Raw genomic sequence first — 16,852 nt, 5'->3', positions numbered from 1 at the left:
TGCGCGCGCGCCCGTTCTGCCCAGCTGTGCCTTCCGGGACCCCCGGACCCCCGCTTCCCGAATGAACTGCTTTACGGAGCCTGAAAGATGCAGCGTCATCTCATCTCGGCCGCCGACCTCACCCGCGACGACGCCGTCCTGATCCTCGACACCGCCGAGGAGATGGCCCGGGTCGCCGACCGGCCGATCAAGAAGCTGCCGACCCTGCGCGGCCGCACCGTCGTCAACCTTTTCTTCGAGGACTCGACCCGCACCCGGATCTCCTTCGAGGCCGCGGAGAAACGCCTCTCCGCGGACGTGATCAACTTCACCGCGAAGGGCTCCAGCGTCTCCAAGGGCGAGTCCCTCAAAGACACCGCCCAGACCCTGGAGGCCATGGGCGTCGATGCTGTAGTCATCCGGCACGGAGCCTCCGGAGCCCCCTACCGCCTGGCCACCTCCGGCTGGATCGACGCCGCCGTCATCAACGCCGGCGACGGCACCCACCAGCACCCCACGCAGGCCCTGCTCGACGCCTTCACCATGCGCCGCCGCCTGGTCGGCCGGGACACGGGGCTCGGCCGCGACCTGGCAGGCAAGCGCATCACCATCGTCGGCGACGTGCTGCACAGCCGGGTCGCCCGTTCCAACGTGGAACTGCTGCACACTCTCGGCGCCGACGTCACCCTGGTCGCCCCGCCCACTCTGCTGCCGGTCGGCGTGCCGTCCTGGCCCTGCGAGATCTCGTACGACCTCGACAGCACCCTGCCCAAGTCGGACGCGGTGATGATGCTGCGCGTCCAGCGCGAGCGCATGAACGCGGCCTTCTTCCCGACCGAGCGCGAGTACGCGCGGCGCTACGGCCTGGACGCCGACCGCATGGCGAAGATGCCCGAGCACGCCATCGTGATGCACCCCGGCCCGATGGTCCGCGGCATGGAGATCACCGCCGAGGTCGCCGACTCGCCGCGCTGCACCGCCGTCGAGCAGGTGTCGAACGGTGTCTCCATCCGCATGGCGGTCCTGTACCTGCTGCTCGGGGGCGCCGCGTTCGACGCGAAGGCGGCGCCCGAGGCAGCCAACGGGCTCGTCGACACCCACCCCCGTACCGAGGAGAAGTAACACCCATGAGCAAGACCTTGATCCGTGGTGCGAAGGTGCTCGGCGGCGAGCCGCAGGACGTACTGATCGACGGTGAGACCATCGAGGCCGTCGGTACGGGCCTTACGGACGAGGGCGTCGAGGTCGTCGAGGCCGACGGCAAGGTGCTCCTGCCGGGCCTGGTCGACCTGCACACCCATCTGCGCGAGCCCGGCCGCGAGGACTCCGAGACGGTCCTCACCGGTACGCGCGCGGCGGCCCGTGGCGGTTACACGGCCGTGTTCGCCATGGCCAACACCTTCCCGGTCGCCGACACCGCCGGTGTCGTCGAGCAGGTCTGGCGCCTCGGCCGGGAGCACGGCTACTGCGACGTGCAGCCCATCGGCGCCGTCACGGTGGGCCTGGAAGGCAGGAAGCTCGCGGAGCTGGGCGCCATGCACGAGTCCGCGGCGGGTGTCACCGTCTTCTCCGACGACGGCAAGTGCGTGGACGACGCGGTGATCATGCGTCGCGCGCTGGAGTACGTGAAGGCCTTCGGCGGCGTCATCGCCCAGCACGCCCAGGAGCCGCGGCTGACCGAGGGCGCCCAGATGAACGAGGGCGTCGTCTCCTCCGAGCTGGGCCTGCGGGGCTGGCCGGCGGTCGCGGAGGAGTCGATCATCGCCCGGGACGTCCTGCTCGCCGAGCACGTCGGCTCGCGCGTCCACATCTGCCACCTGTCGACCGCCGGCTCGGTCGAGATCGTGCGCTGGGCCAAGTCCCGCGGCATCGACGTCACCGCCGAGGTCACCCCGCACCACCTCCTCCTCACCGACGAACTGGTGCGCAGCTACAACCCCGTCTACAAGGTCAACCCCCCGCTGCGCACCGAGCGCGACGTGATGGCGCTGCGCGAGGCGCTCGCCGACGGCACGATCGACATCGTCGCCACCGACCACGCCCCGCACCCGCACGAGGACAAGGACTGCGAGTGGGCCGCGGCCGCCATGGGCATGGTCGGCCTGGAGACCGCACTGTCCGTGGTGCAGCAGACGATGGTCGACACCGGGCTGCTCGACTGGGCGGGCGTCGCCGACCGTATGTCCTTCACGCCCGCGCGGATCGGCCGGGCCGGCGGCCACGGCCGCCCCGTCTCGGCAGGTGAGCCCGCCAACCTCACCCTCGTCGACACGGCATACCGTGGGCAGGTGGACCCCGCGGGCTTCGCCTCGCGCAGCCGCAACACTCCGTACGAGGGCCGTGAGCTGCCGGGCCGTGTCACGCACACCTGGCTCCGGGGCACGGCCACACTCGTCGACGGGAAACTCGCGTGACATCTCTGTATCTGCTGGCCGCCGAGAAGACTTCGGCGGAAGTGACCAACTGGGGCGCCCGCATCGGCTGGCTCGTGGGCCTCGCCCTGTTCATCGCCCTCGTCTACTGGCTGATGCGCGAGGGCTGGAAGTGGCGCGGCACCCTCCAGAGCGACCTGCCGGAGCTGCCCAGCGCGCCCAGCAGCCCCGGTGACGCCACACTGACGATGAGCGGCCGCTACCACGGCTCCACCGCCGCCGGGCAGTGGCTGGACCGCATCGTGGCCCATGGCCTGGGTACTCGCAGCCGGGTCGAGCTCACGCTGACGGACGCGGGCCTGGATGTCGTACGCCCGGGGGCGACCGACTTCTTCATCCCGGCCGCCGCACTGCGCGAGGCCCGGCTCGACAAAGGCATCGCGGGCAAGGTCCTCACCGAGGGCGGCCTGCTGGTCGTGACCTGGGAACACGGCGACAAGCTGATCGACTCCGGATTCCGCTCCGACCGCGCGGCCGAGCACAACGAATGGGTCGACACCCTGAACAAGATGATCAACAAGAGGGAAGGCGCACGATGACGACCTCCACCAGGGGAACCGCCAAGGTTCCCGCCGTACTCGTCCTGGAGGACGGCCGGATCTTCCGCGGCCGTGCCTACGGGGCCGTGGGGGTGACCTTCGGCGAGGCCGTGTTCTCCACCGGCATGACCGGCTACCAGGAGACCCTCACCGACCCGTCGTACCACCGCCAGGTCGTCGTGATGACCGCCCCGCACGTCGGCAACACCGGCGTCAATGACGAGGACCCCGAGTCGAAGCGGATCTGGGTCGCGGGCTACGTGGTGCGCGACCCCGCACGCGTGCCCTCCAACTGGCGCTCCCGGCGCTCGCTGGACGAGGAACTGCGCCACCAGGGCGTCGTCGGCATCAGCAACATCGACACCCGCGCACTCACCCGTCACCTGCGCGAGCGCGGCGCCATGCGCGTCGGCATCTTCTCCGGCAACGCGCTGCCCGACGAGGGCACGATGCTCGCCGAGGTGCGCCAGGCCCCCGAGATGAAGGGCGCGGACCTCTCCGCCGAGGTCGCCACCACGGAGGCGTACGTCGTCCCCGCGATCGGCGCGAAGAAGTTCACCGTCGCCGCCGTCGACCTCGGCATCAAGGGCATGACCCCGCACCGCATGGCCGAGCGCGGCATCGAGGTGCACGTGCTGCCCGCGACCGCGACCGTCGAGGACGTGTACGCGGTGAACCCGGACGGTGTGTTCTTCTCCAACGGCCCCGGCGACCCGGCCACCGCCGACCACCCGGTCTCCGTCATGCAGGCCGTCCTGGAGCGCAAGACGCCCCTGTTCGGCATCTGCTTCGGCAACCAGATCCTGGGCCGTGCGCTCGGCTTCGGCACCTACAAGCTGAAGTACGGCCACCGCGGCATCAACCAGCCGGTGCAGGACCGTACGACCGGCAAGGTCGAGGTCACCGCGCACAACCACGGCTTCGCCGTCGACGCCCCCCTCGACAAGGTGTCCGACACCTCCTACGGCCGTGCCGAGGTCTCCCACGTCTGCCTGAACGACAACGTGGTGGAGGGCCTCCAGCTGCTCGATCAGCCGGCCTTCAGCGTCCAGTACCACCCCGAAGCGGCAGCGGGTCCGCATGACGCCGCCTACCTGTTCGACCGCTTCGTATCCCTGATGGAGGGCCAGCGTGCCTAAGCGCACCGATATCCAGTCCGTCCTGGTCATCGGCTCCGGCCCGATCGTCATCGGTCAGGCCGCAGAGTTCGACTACTCCGGCACCCAGGCGTGCCGGGTCCTGAAGTCCGAGGGCCTCAGGGTCGTCCTCGTCAACTCCAACCCGGCGACGATCATGACCGACCCGGAGATCGCCGACGCCACGTACGTCGAGCCGATCACCCCGGAGTTCGTCGAGAAGATCATCGCCAGGGAGCGGCCGGACGCGCTGCTGCCCACCCTGGGCGGCCAGACGGCGCTCAACACCGCGATCTCGCTGCACGAGAACGGCGTCCTGGAGAAGTACGGCGTCGAACTGATCGGCGCGAAGGTCGAGGCGATCCACAAGGGCGAGGACCGCGACCAGTTCAAGGACGTCGTGGAGGCCGTCCGGCGGAAGATCGGGCACGGTGAGTCCGCCCGGTCGGTGATCTGCCACTCCATGGACGAGGTGCTGGCCGGCGTCGAGCGGCTCGGCGGCTACCCCGTCGTCGTCCGTCCCTCCTTCACCATGGGCGGCGCCGGCTCCGGCTTCGCGCACGACGAGGGCGAGCTGCGCCGCATCGCCGGCCAGGGCCTCACCCTGTCGCCCACCACCGAGGTGCTCCTGGAGGAGTCCATCCTCGGCTGGAAGGAGTACGAGCTGGAGCTGATGCGTGACAAGCACGACAACGTCGTGGTCGTCTGCTCCATCGAGAACTTCGACCCCATGGGCGTGCACACCGGTGACTCGATCACCGTCGCTCCGGCGATGACGCTGACCGACCGCGAGTACCAGATCCTGCGCGACATCGGCATCGCCGTCATCCGCGAGGTCGGCGTCGACACCGGCGGCTGCAACATCCAGTTCGCGGTGAACCCCGAGGACGGTCGCGTGATCGTCATCGAGATGAACCCGCGTGTGTCGCGTTCGTCCGCCCTCGCCTCCAAGGCGACCGGCTTCCCGATCGCCAAGATCGCGGCCAAGCTCGCGGTCGGCTACACCCTCGACGAGATCCCGAACGACATCACGCAGGAGACCCCGGCCTCCTTCGAGCCGACCCTCGACTACGTGGTCGTCAAGGCGCCGCGGTTCGCCTTCGAGAAGTTCCCGAGCGCCGACAGCACACTGACCACGACCATGAAGTCGGTCGGCGAGGCCATGGCGATCGGCCGCAACTTCACCGAGGCGTTCCAGAAGGCGCTGCGCTCGCTGGAGAAGAAGGGCAGCCAGTTCACCTTCGTGGGCGAGGCGGGGGACAAAGCGGAGCTGCTGGAGGCGGCCGCGCGCCCCACCGACGGCCGGATCAACACGGTCATGCGGGCCATCCGCGCGGGCGCCACGCCGGAAGAGGTCTTCGAGTCCACGAAGATCGACCCGTGGTTCGTCGACCAGCTCTTCCTCATCAAGGAGATCGCGGACGAGCTGGCCGAGGCGCCCGAGCTCACCCCCGATCTCCTGGCGGAGGCCAAGCGTCACGGCTTCTCCGACCACCAGATCGGCGAGATCCGCGGGCTGCGCGAGGACGTCGTGCGCGAGGTGCGGCACGCGCTGGGCGTGCGCCCGGTCTACAAGACGGTCGACACCTGCGCCGCCGAGTTCGCGGCGAAGACGCCGTACTTCTACTCCTCCTACGACGAGGAGACCGAGGTCGCGGCCCGCGAGAAGCCCGCAGTCATCATCCTGGGCTCCGGCCCCAACCGCATCGGCCAGGGCATCGAGTTCGACTACTCCTGCGTCCACGCCTCCTTCGCGCTCAGCGACGCCGGGTACGAGACCGTGATGGTCAACTGCAACCCGGAGACGGTGTCCACGGACTACGACACCTCCGACCGGCTGTACTTCGAGCCGCTGACTCTCGAGGACGTCCTCGAGATCGTCCACGCCGAGCAGCAGGCCGGCCCGGTGGCGGGTGTGATCGTGCAGCTGGGCGGCCAGACCCCGCTCGGCCTCTCCCAGGCCCTGAAGGACAACGGCGTGCCGATCGTCGGCACCCCGCCCGAGGCGATCCACGCCGCCGAGGACCGCGGCGCGTTCGGCCGCGTGCTGGCGGAGGCGGGCCTGCCGGCCCCCAAGCACGGGACCGCCACCACGTTCGAGGAGGCCAAGGCCATCGCGGACGAGATCGGCTACCCGGTCCTCGTACGGCCCTCCTACGTCCTCGGCGGGCGCGGCATGGAGATCGTCTACGACGAGACCCGTCTCGCCTCCTACATCGCCGAGTCCACCGAGATCAGCCCCTCCCGCCCGGTGCTGGTCGACCGCTTCCTCGACGACGCGATCGAGATCGACGTCGACGCCCTGTACGACGGCGAGGAGCTGTACCTCGGCGGCGTCATGGAGCACATCGAGGAGGCCGGCATCCACTCCGGCGACTCGGCGTGCGCACTGCCGCCGATCACCCTGGGCGGCTTCGACATCAAGCGGCTGCGCGCCTCCACGGAGGCCATCGCCCGCGGCGTCGGGGTCCGCGGCCTGATCAACATCCAGTTCGCGATGGCCGGTGACATCCTGTACGTCCTGGAGGCCAACCCGCGTGCGTCCCGCACGGTCCCCTTCACCTCGAAGGCGACCGCGGTGCCGCTGGCGAAGGCCGCCGCCCGGATCTCGCTGGGCGCGACCGTCGCCCAACTGCGCGCGGAGGGCCTGTTGCCGAAGCACGGCGACGGAGGCGAGCTGCCGCTGGACGCGCCGATCTCCGTCAAGGAGGCCGTCATGCCGTGGTCGCGCTTCCGCGACATCCACGGACGGGGCGTCGACACGGTGCTCGGCCCGGAGATGCGCTCCACCGGCGAGGTGATGGGCATCGACACCGTCTTCGGCACGGCGTACGCCAAGTCGCAGGCGGGCGCCTACGGCCCGCTGCCGACCAAGGGCCGCGCCTTCATCTCGGTCGCGAACCGCGACAAGCGGTCGATGATCTTCCCGGCGCGGGAACTCGTCGCCCATGGCTTCGAGCTGCTCGCCACCTCCGGCACGGCCGAGGTGCTCAAGCGCAACGGCATCAACGCGACGGTCGTGCGCAAGCAGTCCGAGGGCGCGGGGCCAGGCGGCGAGAAGACCATCGTCCAGCTCATCCACGACGGCGAGGTCGACCTCATCGTCAACACCCCGTACGGCACCGGCGGCCGCCTCGACGGCTACGAGATCCGTACGGCGGCGGTGGCGCGTGCCGTGCCGTGTCTGACGACGGTTCAGGCGCTCGCCGCGGCGGTGCAGGGCATCGACGCCCTCACCCACGGCGACGTGGGCGTCCGCTCGCTCCAGGAACACGCGGAACACCTGACCGCGGCCCGCGACTAGCAGTCGACGAGGGGGACATCGGAAACGGTGTCCCCCTCTTCATGAGGACACCTACATGTACAAGCTTTTCTTCCGTCTGGCTTTCACCCGCATGGACCCGGAGGAAGCCCACCACCTGGCCTTCCGGTGGATCCGTCTGGCGGCCCGCATCCCCGTCCTGCGTACCTTCGTCGCGGCCGCCCTGGCACCTCGCCACAAGGAACTGCGCACGGAGGCGTTCGGGCTGCGGATGCACGGTCCCTTCGGGCTCGCGGCAGGCTTCGACAAGAACGCGGTCGCCGTCGACGGGATGTCGATGCTGGGCTTCGACCACATCGAGATCGGCACGGTCACCGGGGAGCCGCAGCCGGGCAACCCGAAGACTCGGTTGTTCCGTCTCGTCCAGGACCGGGCGCTGATCAACCGCATGGGCTTCAACAACGAGGGCTCGCTGGCCGTGGCCGCGCGCCTGGCCTCCCGTACGCCCGTCTTCAAGACCGTCGTGGGCGTCAACATCGGCAAGACCAAGGTCGTCCCCGAGGCCGAGGCCGTCGGTGACTACGTGAAGTCGGCGGAGCGCCTCGCGCCGTACGCCGACTACCTGGTCGTCAACGTCTCGTCCCCGAACACTCCCGGTCTGCGCAATCTGCAGGCCACCGAGGCGCTGCGCCCGCTGCTGGGCGCCGTCCGCGAGGCCGCCGACCGTGCGGTCACCGCGCGACGCGTCCCGCTCCTGGTGAAGATCGCCCCCGACCTGGCCGACGAGGACATCGACGCCGTCGCCGACCTCGCCGTGGAGCTGGGCCTGGACGGGATCATCGCCACGAACACCACCATCGCGCGCGAGGGACTCGGCTTGAAGTCCGACCCCTCCCTGGTGAAGGAGACCGGCGGTCTGTCGGGCGCGCCCCTGAAAGCTCGCTCCCTGGAGGTGCTGCGCCGCCTCTACGCGCGCGTGGGCGACCGCATCACCCTCGTGGGGGTCGGCGGCATCGAGAGCGCCGAGGACGCCTGGCAGCGCATCCTGGCCGGTGCCACGCTGGTACAGGGCTACAGCGCGCTGATCTACGAGGGGCCGTTCTGGGCCCGCGCCATCCACAAGGGGCTCGCCGCGCGTCTGCGCACGAGTCCGTACGCCACGCTCGCCGACGCGGTGGGCGCCGATGTGAGGAAGACCGCATGACGGCCCACCCGTCTCCCGACCACCACCCCTCAACGAGGCCCTCCGGGCCGCAGAGGCCTTCTGAAGAACCCTTTGGTGCGCGGCTTCGCCGGGCCATGGACGAGCGCGGGCCGCTGTGCGTCGGCATCGATCCGCACGCCTCGCTGCTCACCGAGTGGGGTCTGAACGACGACGTCGCGGGCCTGGAGCGGTTCAGCCGCACGGTTGTCGAGGCCATGGCCGAGCGGGTCGCCGTCCTCAAGCCGCAGAGCGCGTTCTTCGAGCGCTTCGGGGCGCGCGGCGTCGCCGTCCTGGAGAAGTCGGTGCAGGAGGCACGGGCGGCGGGGGCGCTGGTCGTCATGGACGCCAAGCGCGGTGACATCGGCTCGACCATGGCCGCGTACGCCGAATCCTTCCTCCACAAGGACGCCCCGCTGTCCTCGGACGCGCTGACCGTCTCGCCCTACCTCGGCTACGGGTCGCTCAGGCCGGCCGTGGAACTGGCGCGCGAGAACGGCGCCGGGCTCTTCGTGCTCGCGCTGACCTCCAACCCGGAGGGCGGCGAGGTGCAGCACGCGGTGCGGACCGACGGCCGGAACGTCGCGGCGACGATGCTGGCCCACCTCGCCACCGAGAACGCGGGTGAGGCGCCCCTCGGCTCCTTCGGCGCGGTCGTCGGTGCCACGCTCGGCGACCTGTCGTCGTACGACCTCGACATCAACGGACCGCTCCTCGCGCCCGGCATTGGCGCACAGGGAGCCACTCCGGCCGATCTTCCCGGGGTCTTCGGGGCGGCGGTGCGCAACGTGGTGCCGAACGTGAGCCGGGGGGTACTGCGGTACGGCCCCGATGTCGTCGCGCTGCAGGAGGCCGCCGATCGTTTCGCGGAGGAGATCCGCGCGGCCGTGACGGCCGCCTAGACCGTCCGCAAGGGGGCGCCGGGGTCCCGCCGCGAGCGCTTCCGGGAGGGCCTGACCCTGAATACATCCTCGAATCGGGGGAAATATGTCCGAAAAGTCCTTATCGACAGAGGCTGACCAGGACTTTTCCGCTGTTCTCGCTGACTCTGGCGGACTTGCCCGCTAGTCTCCGACGAGTGGGGGCACCTCCCACGCCCTCAAAGCAGTGGGGGGAACGGGCAAGCGTGTTGCTCGTGGCTCCCCGGGTGTGGGGCGACTAGGTTCCTCACCGGTCCGTATCCGACAGTTCAACATCCGAGGTGACGTAGGCGTGGCTCTTCCGCCCCTTACCCCCGAACAGCGCGCAGCCGCGCTCGAAAAGGCCGCCGCGGCTCGCCGGGAGCGGGCCGAGGTCAAGAATCGACTCAAGCACTCCGGCGCCTCCCTGCACGAGGTCATCAAGCAGGGTCAGGAGAACGACGTCATCGGCAAGATGAAGGTCTCCGCCCTGCTCGAGTCCCTGCCCGGCGTGGGCAAGGTCCGCGCCAAGCAGATCATGGAGCGACTCGGGATCTCCGAGAGCCGCCGCGTGCGGGGCCTCGGTTCCAACCAGATCGCCTCCCTGGAGCGCGAGTTCGGCGGCGCTGCCAGCTGAGTCCGGGGCACCCCGGAATTGCTGGAATAATCGCTGCATGAGTGAACGTCCGCGGCTGACCGTGCTCTCCGGCCCCTCCGGGGTCGGCAAGAGCACGGTCGTCGCCCATATGCGCAAGGAATACCCCGAGGTGTGGCTCTCGGTGTCGGCGACGACCCGCAAGCCCCGCCCCGGCGAGCAGAACGGAGTCCACTACTTCTTCGTCAGCGACGAGGAGATGGACAAGCTGATCGCCAATGGCGAGCTGCTGGAGTGGGCCGAGTTCGCCGGCAATCGCTACGGCACGCCGCGGGCCGCCGTGCTGGAGCACCTGGAGGCCGGCGTACCGGTCCTGCTGGAGATCGACCTCCAGGGCGCCCGGCAGGTCTGCGAAACGATGCCGGAGGCTCAGCTGGTGTTCCTGGCTCCCCCCTCCTGGGAGGAGCTGGTGCGCAGGCTCACCGGTCGCGGCACCGAGTCGCCCGAGGTGATCGAGCGCCGCCTGGAGGCGGCCAAGATCGAGCTGGCGGCCGAGCCGGAGTTCGATGTCACCCTGGTCAACACCTCTGTCGAGGACGTGGCGCGCGAGCTGCTAGCCTTGATGAACGTTGTGTGATCAGGGTTGTGTGATCAGGTCTGATCTTTCCCCATCTTTCGGAAGGTAGAGCGTGTCCTCTTCCATCACCGCGCCCGAGGGCATCATCAACCCGCCGATCGACGAGCTCCTCGAGGCCACCGACTCGAAGTACAGCCTCGTGATCTACGCGGCCAAGCGGGCTCGCCAGATCAACGCGTACTACTCGCAGCTCGGCGAGGGCCTCCTCGAGTACGTCGGTCCTCTCGTCGACACCCACGTTCACGAGAAGCCGCTCTCGATCGCTCTGCGTGAGATCAACGCGGGTCTGCTCACGTCCGAGGCCATCGAGGGCCCGGCGCAGTAACAACGCGCGCACGCGTCAGCACGCGGCGAGCGACATGTCATATCCGCAGCTTGCAGCAGGCGGTTCCGCAGGCCCGGCAGATGGGCACCTCCCAGCGGTGGCTGGGGGGAGCTGCTGCCGGGCCTGTGGTGTGTCATAGACGCGTACCTGAGACGGGCGCGTAGTGCGCCTGTGAGTCGCGGTGTACGGATTCGAGTGCGGGGAGGCCCGGTGGGCAAGCCGAAGATCGTTCTGGGGGTCAGTGGCGGCATCGCCGCGTACAAGGCGTGCGAGCTGCTGCGCCGGCTGACGGAGTCGGGCCACGACGTGCGCGTCGTCCCCACCGCCTCCGCCCTGCACTTCATCGGGGCCGCCACCTGGTCCGCGCTCTCCGGCAAGCCGGTCTCGACCGAGGTCTGGGACGACGTGCACGAGGTGCCCCACGTCCGCATCGGGCAGAACGCCGACCTGGTGGTCGTGGCCCCGGCGACGGCCGACATCCTCGCGAAGGCGGCCCACGGTCTTGCCGACGACCTCCTGACGAACACGCTTCTCACGGCTCGCTGCCCGGTCGTCTTCGCCCCGGCCATGCACACGGAGATGTGGGAGCACCCGGCCACACAGGAGAACGTGGCGACCCTGCGGCGCCGTGGCGCCGTGGTGATCGAGCCCGCGGTGGGCAGGCTGACCGGCGTCGACACGGGCAAGGGCCGGCTGCCCGAGCCTGCCGAGATCTTCGAGGTCTGCCGGCGAGTGCTGGCGCGGGGCGCGAGCGAGGCGGATCTCGCCGGTCGGCACGTCGTCGTCAGCGCCGGCGGCACCCGCGAGCCCCTCGACCCCGTCCGCTTCCTCGGCAACCGCTCCTCCGGCAAGCAGGGATACGCGCTCGCACGCACGGCGGCGGCCCGCGGCGCCCGGGTCACCTTGATCGCCGCGAACACGGGCCTGCCCGATCCCGCCGGAGTGGACGTCATCCAGGTGGGCACCGCGGTGCAGCTGCGCGAGGCGGTGCTGAAGGCGGCCGCCGACGCGGATGCCGTGGTGATGGCGGCGGCCGTGGCGGACTTCCGGCCCGCCCGGTACGCCCAGGGGAAGATCAAGAAGAAGGACGGTCAGGAACCGGAGGCGATCGCCCTGGTCAGGAATCCGGACATTCTCGCGGAGATCTCGGCCGACCGCGCCCGCCCGGGCCAGGTGGTCGTCGGCTTCGCAGCGGAGACGGACGATGTGCTGGCGAACGGCCGTGCGAAGCTGGAGCGCAAGGGCTGCGACCTGCTCGTGGTGAACGAGGTGGGGGAGCGCAAGACGTTCGGCTCCGAGGAGAACGAGGCGGTCGTGCTGGGTGCCGACGGCAGTGAGACCCCGGTGCCGTACGGGCCCAAGGAAGCGCTGGCCGGGACGGTGTGGGACCTCGTGGTGCGCCGCTTGGCCTGAATGCTTCCTTTCGTCTCCCGGCTCCGTCGGGCCCCGGACATTCGTGCGTGGCGACCCTGGAAAAGAGCGCGCGGCATTGGGCAGAATGCCCGTGCCGCAGGTCACAGGGGTCCCGAGAGGCGAGACAGGTGGGCCGGCGGCCGAGGCCGACCGATAAACTGTTCCTCGGACGACACCGGGCGCAGCCCCCGTCCCGTCCGCCAATGATCAGCCAGCAGCCGCTGCAAACACAGGGAGCGTTGTGTCCCGTCGCCTGTTCACCTCGGAGTCTGTGACCGAGGGTCACCCCGACAAGATCGCTGACCAGATCAGCGACACCATTCTCGATGCGCTTCTGCGTGAGGACCCGACGTCCCGGGTCGCCGTGGAGACGCTCATCACCACCGGCCTGGTGCATGTGGCCGGTGAGGTCACGACCAAGGCCTACGCGGACATCGCGACGCTGGTCCGCAACACGATCCTCGGGATCGGCTACGACTCGTCGAAGAAGGGCTTCGACGGCGCGTCCTGTGGTGTCTCGGTGTCGATCGGCGCGCAGTCCCCGGACATCGCGCAGGGTGTGGACACGGCGTACGAGTCCCGTGTCGAGGGTGACGAGGACGAGTTGGACCGCCAGGGCGCGGGCGACCAGGGCCTGATGTTCGGCTACGCGACGGACGAGACCCCGACGCTGATGCCGCTGCCGATCTTCCTGGCGCACCGTCTGTCCAAGCGCCTGTCCGACGTCCGCAAGAACGGCACGATCCCCTACCTGCGCCCGGACGGCAAGACCCAGGTCACCATCGAGTACGACGGCGACAAGGCGGTCCGTCTGGACACGGTGGTCGTCTCCTCGCAGCACGCGAGCGACATCGACCTGGAGTCCCTGCTGGCCCCCGACATCCGCGAGTTCGTCGTGGAGCCCGAGCTGAAGGCACTCCTGGACGAAGGCATCAAGCTGGAGACGGACGGCTACCGACTGCTGGTCAACCCCACCGGCCGCTTCGAGATCGGCGGTCCGATGGGCGACGCGGGCCTGACCGGCCGCAAGATCATCATCGACACCTACGGCGGCATGGCCCGCCACGGCGGCGGCGCCTTCTCCGGCAAGGACCCGTCCAAGGTCGACCGCTCGGCCGCCTACGCCATGCGCTGGGTCGCCAAGAACGTGGTCGCCGCGGGCCTGGCCTCCCGCTGCGAGGTCCAGGTCGCGTACGCGATCGGCAAGGCCGAGCCGGTGGGCCTGTTCGTCGAGACCTTCGGCACGGCCAAGATCGACGCCGAGAAGATCGAGTCCGCGATCAGCGAGGTCTTCGACCTGCGCCCGGCCGCGATCATCCGCGACCTCGACCTGCTCCGCCCGATCTACGCCCAGACGGCGGCGTACGGCCACTTCGGCCGCGAGCTGCCCGACTTCACCTGGGAGCGCACGGACCGGGTGGAGGCACTGCGCAAGGCGGCGGGTCTGTAAGGCCCTCCCGAACTGTCGGCACGAGGCCCGGCGCCCCCAGTGGGCGCCGGGCCTCGGCGCGTGGGCCAGGGCTCCGGGGCGGGCGGCGGTGTCAGTGGTGTTTGGTAAGAATGCAAGCGTGAGCAGCGGGAACGGGCAGCAGCGGGCGGGCAGGGGGGATGCCGCGCCGCCCGAGCAGCTTGCGCTCCTGCGTGAGGCCGTGCAGAAGGCCAAGACGCCCAGGGCCAAGCCGCGGACATGGCGGGGGGCTGCGTTGGCCAAGGAGCTGCCCGTCGCGCGCGTGGTGGTCGACAAGGGCGTCCTGCATCTGGACCGGTACTTCGACTACGCCGTGCCCGAGGAACTCGACGCCGTCGCCCGGCCCGGGGTCCGGGTCCGTGTGCGGTTCGGGGCCGGCGGGCGCACCGTGCGCGAGGGGCGGCGTGAGGGGGGCGGGCTCATCGACGGGTTTCTCGTCGAGCGGGTGGCAGCCTCCGACTACTCGGGCCCCCTTGCCGCGATCGCGCAGGTCGTGTCGCCCGAGCCGGTGCTCTCTCCCGAACTGCTGGGGCTCGCCCGGGCCGTCGCCGACCGGTATGCGGGCAGTCTCGCCGATGTGCTGCAGCTCGCCGTGCCGCCGCGGCATGCCCGGGCCGAGGCCACGGAGATGGGGCCGCCGCCCGCACCGCCTGCGGCGCCCCACCCCGGGCCCTGGCTGCGGTACGGGCGGGGGGCGGAGTTCCTCCGGTCGCTGGCCCGGGGAGGTGCGCCGCGGGCCGTGTGGACCGCCCTGCCCGGGCCCCAGTGGGCGGACGAGATCGCCCGAGCCGTGCAGGCCACGCTGGCCTCCGGGCGGGGGGCGCTGGTCGTCGTGCCCGCCGGGCGGCCCGCCGCTCGGGTCGATGCCGCGCTGCGGGAGCTGATCGGGGACGGGCAGCACGCGCTCCTGACCGCCGACGCCGGCCAGGAGCGGCGCTACCGGGAGTGGCTCGCCGTACGGCGCGGGGCCGTGCGGGCCGTCGTCGGTACGCGGGCCGCCATGTTCGCGCCCGTGCGGAATCTGGGGCTCGTCGTCGTCTGGGACGACGGGGACGCCAGTCACAGTGACGACAACGCGCCCCATCCCCACGTCCGCGAGGTGCTGGAGCTTCGCGCCGCGCGCGACAAGTGCGCCTTTCTGCTGGGGAGCCGTAGCTGCACGGTGGAGGCCGCCCAGCTCGTCGAGAGCGGCTGGGCCGCGCCGCTTGTCGCCGACCGCGAGCAGGTACGGGCCGCAGCGCCGCTCGTGCGGACCGTGGGGGACGAGGACCTCGCTCGGGACGAGGCGGCCAGGGCGGCGCGCCTGCCGACGCTCGCCTGGCAGGTCGTACGGGACGGGTTGCGGCGCGGCCCCGTCCTGGTGCAGGTGCCCCGGCGCGGCTATGTGCCCCGGATGGCCTGTGCGCGGTGCCGGGAGCCCGCCCGGTGCCGGCACTGCGCCGGGCCCCTGGCCGCGCAGGAGGCCGGTGAGCTGCGGTGCGGCTGGTGCGGGCGGGAGGAGACCTCCTGGCACTGTCCGGAGTGCGGCGGGTTCCGGCTGCGGGCACAGGTCGTGGGGGCGCGGCGCACCGCCGAGGAACTGGGACGGGCGTTTCCGGCCGTTCCGGTGCGCACCTCGGGGCGCGAGCAGGTGCTGGACACGGTGCCGGGGGCACCCGCGCTCGTGGTGAGCACCCCGGGCGCCGAGCCCGTCGCCGAGGGCGGGTACGCGGCCGCGCTGCTCCTCGACGGGTGGGCCATGCTCGCACGGCCCGACCTGCGGGCGGGTGAGGAGGCGCTGCGGCGGTGGATCGGCGCGGGCGCGCTGGTCCGGCCGCAGTCGGAGGGCGGAACCGTCGTGGTGGTGGCGGAGCCGACACTGCGGCCCGTGCAGGCGCTCGTACGGTGGGATCCCGTCGGGCACGCCGTGCGGGAACTCGCCGAGCGCGCCGAGCTGGGATTCCCTCCGGTGTCACGGATGGCCGCCGTGACGGGGACGGCCGAGGCGGTGGCAGGCTTTCTCGAAGGGGCCGAACTGCCGCCGGACGCCGAGGTGTTGGGGCCGGTTCCGGTCCCGTCGAGCGGGGTTGGAGGCTCGCGGCGGGCCGGGGGGCCGCCGCCGGGGGAGAACTGGGAGCGGGCGCTCGTCCGGGTGCCGCCCGGCAGCGGCGCGGCGTTGGCCTTTGCGCTGAAGACCGCGCTGGCGGCCCGGACGGCGCGTGGCGGGAGCGGGGGGAGCGAGACGGTGCGGATCCGGATCGATCCGCTGGACATCGGGTGATGGGGGATCGAAACCCCGGCGCGTGTGGGAGGCCGTACGGCCTGACACACGGCCGTGCCTCCCGGCCGGACATCCGGGAGGCGGACGAGAGGGCGGTTCAGCCGTTGCGCGGGCCCGGAAAGGCCGTCGACCTCACCTCGTCACGCAGGGTGGGGCTGCCCGCCGTCGGCTGCGTCGGCATCACGCGGGCCGCGGGGACCGACGGGATGGCCGTGCTCACGTTGAGCGTGCGGGTGCCGGACGGCTCCGGCGCGTGCTCGGTCTCGGTGGTCGCCTGGGCAGCGGCACGGCGGGCGCCGTAGCGACGGTGGACCGCCTGCTTGGTGACTCCGAGTGCGGAGCCGACGGCGTCCCACGAGAACCCGAGTGAGCGGTCGAAGTCCACGGCCGCCGTGACCAGGGTCTCGACGCTGTCCCGCAGTTCCTGGGCGAGACGGACGGTCGGGGCGGGGGCGCGTCCGTAGACGACGAAGCCCGTCGACGGGCCGGAGCGGCGCGGACGGTAGACGTTGCCCAACTGAGCGGTGAGGGTGCGCAGTGCGTCCACCTGCCGGCGGACCCGCTCGATGTCCCGCACCAACAAGTGCAGGCTGGCCCGGGCCTGGGCGTCGTGGGTTGCGTGGTCGGCCATGAACAAGCCTCTCGAACCGGCGTTGCAAGGGACCGGGCCGTGGTCACGGCCCGTTGTGGTCAACTCTTTCTTGAC

At 70.9% G+C, this 16,852-nt stretch carries 13 protein-coding genes and 1 pseudogene; 13 read left to right on the top strand and 1 reads right to left on the bottom strand.

Annotation, left to right across the window (positions count from 1 at the left end; all coding sequences use genetic code 11):
• Positions 1–87: 87 nt before the first annotated feature.
• The 13 genes and pseudogenes from BIV24_RS02340 (at position 88) to BIV24_RS02280 (ending at position 16,146) form a co-directional block, all read left to right on the top strand.
• Positions 88–1,101, top strand: a complete 1,014-nt coding sequence (locus BIV24_RS02340; protein WP_071364423.1) for an aspartate carbamoyltransferase catalytic subunit — start codon at positions 88–90, stop codon at positions 1,099–1,101.
• Positions 1,102–1,106: 5 nt separating this feature from the next.
• Entirely contained in the window at positions 1,107–2,393 is a 1,287-nt protein-coding gene (locus tag BIV24_RS02335) for a dihydroorotase (protein ID WP_071364422.1), read from the top strand.
• Positions 2,390–2,950, top strand: coding sequence for a PH-like domain-containing protein (locus tag BIV24_RS02330; protein WP_071364421.1), 561 nt, complete (start codon positions 2,390–2,392; stop codon positions 2,948–2,950). Before BIV24_RS02335 ends, BIV24_RS02330 begins: the two co-directional genes overlap by 4 nt.
• On the top strand, positions 2,947–4,089 hold the full coding sequence (carA, locus tag BIV24_RS02325) for a glutamine-hydrolyzing carbamoyl-phosphate synthase small subunit (RefSeq protein ID WP_071364420.1): 1,143 nt from the start codon (positions 2,947–2,949) through the stop codon (positions 4,087–4,089). The genes BIV24_RS02330 and carA overlap by 4 nt, the downstream gene beginning before the upstream one ends.
• Positions 4,082–7,390: a carbamoyl-phosphate synthase large subunit gene (carB, locus tag BIV24_RS02320; protein WP_071364419.1), complete on the top strand. Its 3,309-nt coding sequence runs from the start codon at positions 4,082–4,084 to the stop codon at positions 7,388–7,390. The genes carA and carB overlap by 8 nt, the downstream gene beginning before the upstream one ends.
• A gap of 55 nt (positions 7,391–7,445) precedes the next feature.
• The gene (locus BIV24_RS02315; protein ID WP_071364418.1) at positions 7,446–8,552 is read left to right on the top strand and encodes a quinone-dependent dihydroorotate dehydrogenase; all 1,107 of its coding nucleotides are present in this window, start codon (positions 7,446–7,448) and stop codon (positions 8,550–8,552) included.
• Between the two features lie 65 nt (positions 8,553–8,617).
• Positions 8,618–9,451: pseudogene (gene pyrF, locus BIV24_RS02310) on the top strand (orotidine-5'-phosphate decarboxylase); the annotation flags it as partial.
• A gap of 310 nt (positions 9,452–9,761) precedes the next feature.
• Positions 9,762–10,085: an integration host factor gene (locus BIV24_RS02305; RefSeq protein WP_055492888.1), complete on the top strand. Its 324-nt coding sequence runs from the start codon at positions 9,762–9,764 to the stop codon at positions 10,083–10,085.
• A gap of 37 nt (positions 10,086–10,122) precedes the next feature.
• Positions 10,123–10,680: a guanylate kinase gene (gmk, locus tag BIV24_RS02300; RefSeq protein ID WP_071364416.1), complete on the top strand. Its 558-nt coding sequence runs from the start codon at positions 10,123–10,125 to the stop codon at positions 10,678–10,680.
• A 52-nt stretch (positions 10,681–10,732) separates the two neighbouring features.
• Complete coding sequence (gene rpoZ, locus BIV24_RS02295; RefSeq protein ID WP_005319902.1) at positions 10,733–11,005, top strand: DNA-directed RNA polymerase subunit omega; 273 nt, start codon at positions 10,733–10,735, stop codon at positions 11,003–11,005.
• Between the two features lie 210 nt (positions 11,006–11,215).
• Positions 11,216–12,418, top strand: a complete 1,203-nt coding sequence (gene coaBC / locus BIV24_RS02290; protein ID WP_071364415.1) for a bifunctional phosphopantothenoylcysteine decarboxylase/phosphopantothenate--cysteine ligase CoaBC — start codon at positions 11,216–11,218, stop codon at positions 12,416–12,418.
• A 241-nt stretch (positions 12,419–12,659) separates the two neighbouring features.
• A complete protein-coding gene (gene metK / locus BIV24_RS02285; protein ID WP_071364414.1) occupies positions 12,660–13,868 on the top strand; it encodes a methionine adenosyltransferase in 1,209 nt (402 codons plus the stop codon).
• Positions 13,869–13,986: 118 nt separating this feature from the next.
• Positions 13,987–16,146: a primosomal protein N' gene (locus BIV24_RS02280; RefSeq protein WP_071364413.1), complete on the top strand. Its 2,160-nt coding sequence runs from the start codon at positions 13,987–13,989 to the stop codon at positions 16,144–16,146.
• A gap of 97 nt (positions 16,147–16,243) precedes the next feature.
• On the opposite strand, the gene BIV24_RS02275 is transcribed toward BIV24_RS02280, so the two are convergent.
• Positions 16,244–16,777, bottom strand: a complete 534-nt coding sequence (locus BIV24_RS02275) for a hypothetical protein (protein WP_071364412.1) — start codon at positions 16,775–16,777, stop codon at positions 16,244–16,246.
• Positions 16,778–16,852: the final 75 nt, after the last annotated feature.

The organism is Streptomyces colonosanans (assembly GCF_001866645.1).
Classification (GTDB): domain Bacteria; phylum Actinomycetota; class Actinomycetes; order Streptomycetales; family Streptomycetaceae; genus Streptomyces; species Streptomyces colonosanans.
This window is presented reverse-complemented; position numbering and strand designations above follow the sequence as displayed.

Coding starts and splice junctions, on each gene's coding strand:
- gmk (WP_071364416.1), top strand. CDS start 10,123: ATGAGTGAACGTCCGCGGCTGACCGTGCTCTCCGGCCCCTCCGGGGTC.
- BIV24_RS02315 (WP_071364418.1), top strand. CDS start 7,446: ATGTACAAGCTTTTCTTCCGTCTGGCTTTCACCCGCATGGACCCGGAG.
- BIV24_RS02335 (WP_071364422.1), top strand. CDS start 1,107: ATGAGCAAGACCTTGATCCGTGGTGCGAAGGTGCTCGGCGGCGAGCCG.
- carA (WP_071364420.1), top strand. CDS start 2,947: ATGACGACCTCCACCAGGGGAACCGCCAAGGTTCCCGCCGTACTCGTC.
- BIV24_RS02275 (WP_071364412.1), bottom strand. CDS start 16,777: ATGGCCGACCACGCAACCCACGACGCCCAGGCCCGGGCCAGCCTGCAC.
- BIV24_RS02340 (WP_071364423.1), top strand. CDS start 88: ATGCAGCGTCATCTCATCTCGGCCGCCGACCTCACCCGCGACGACGCC.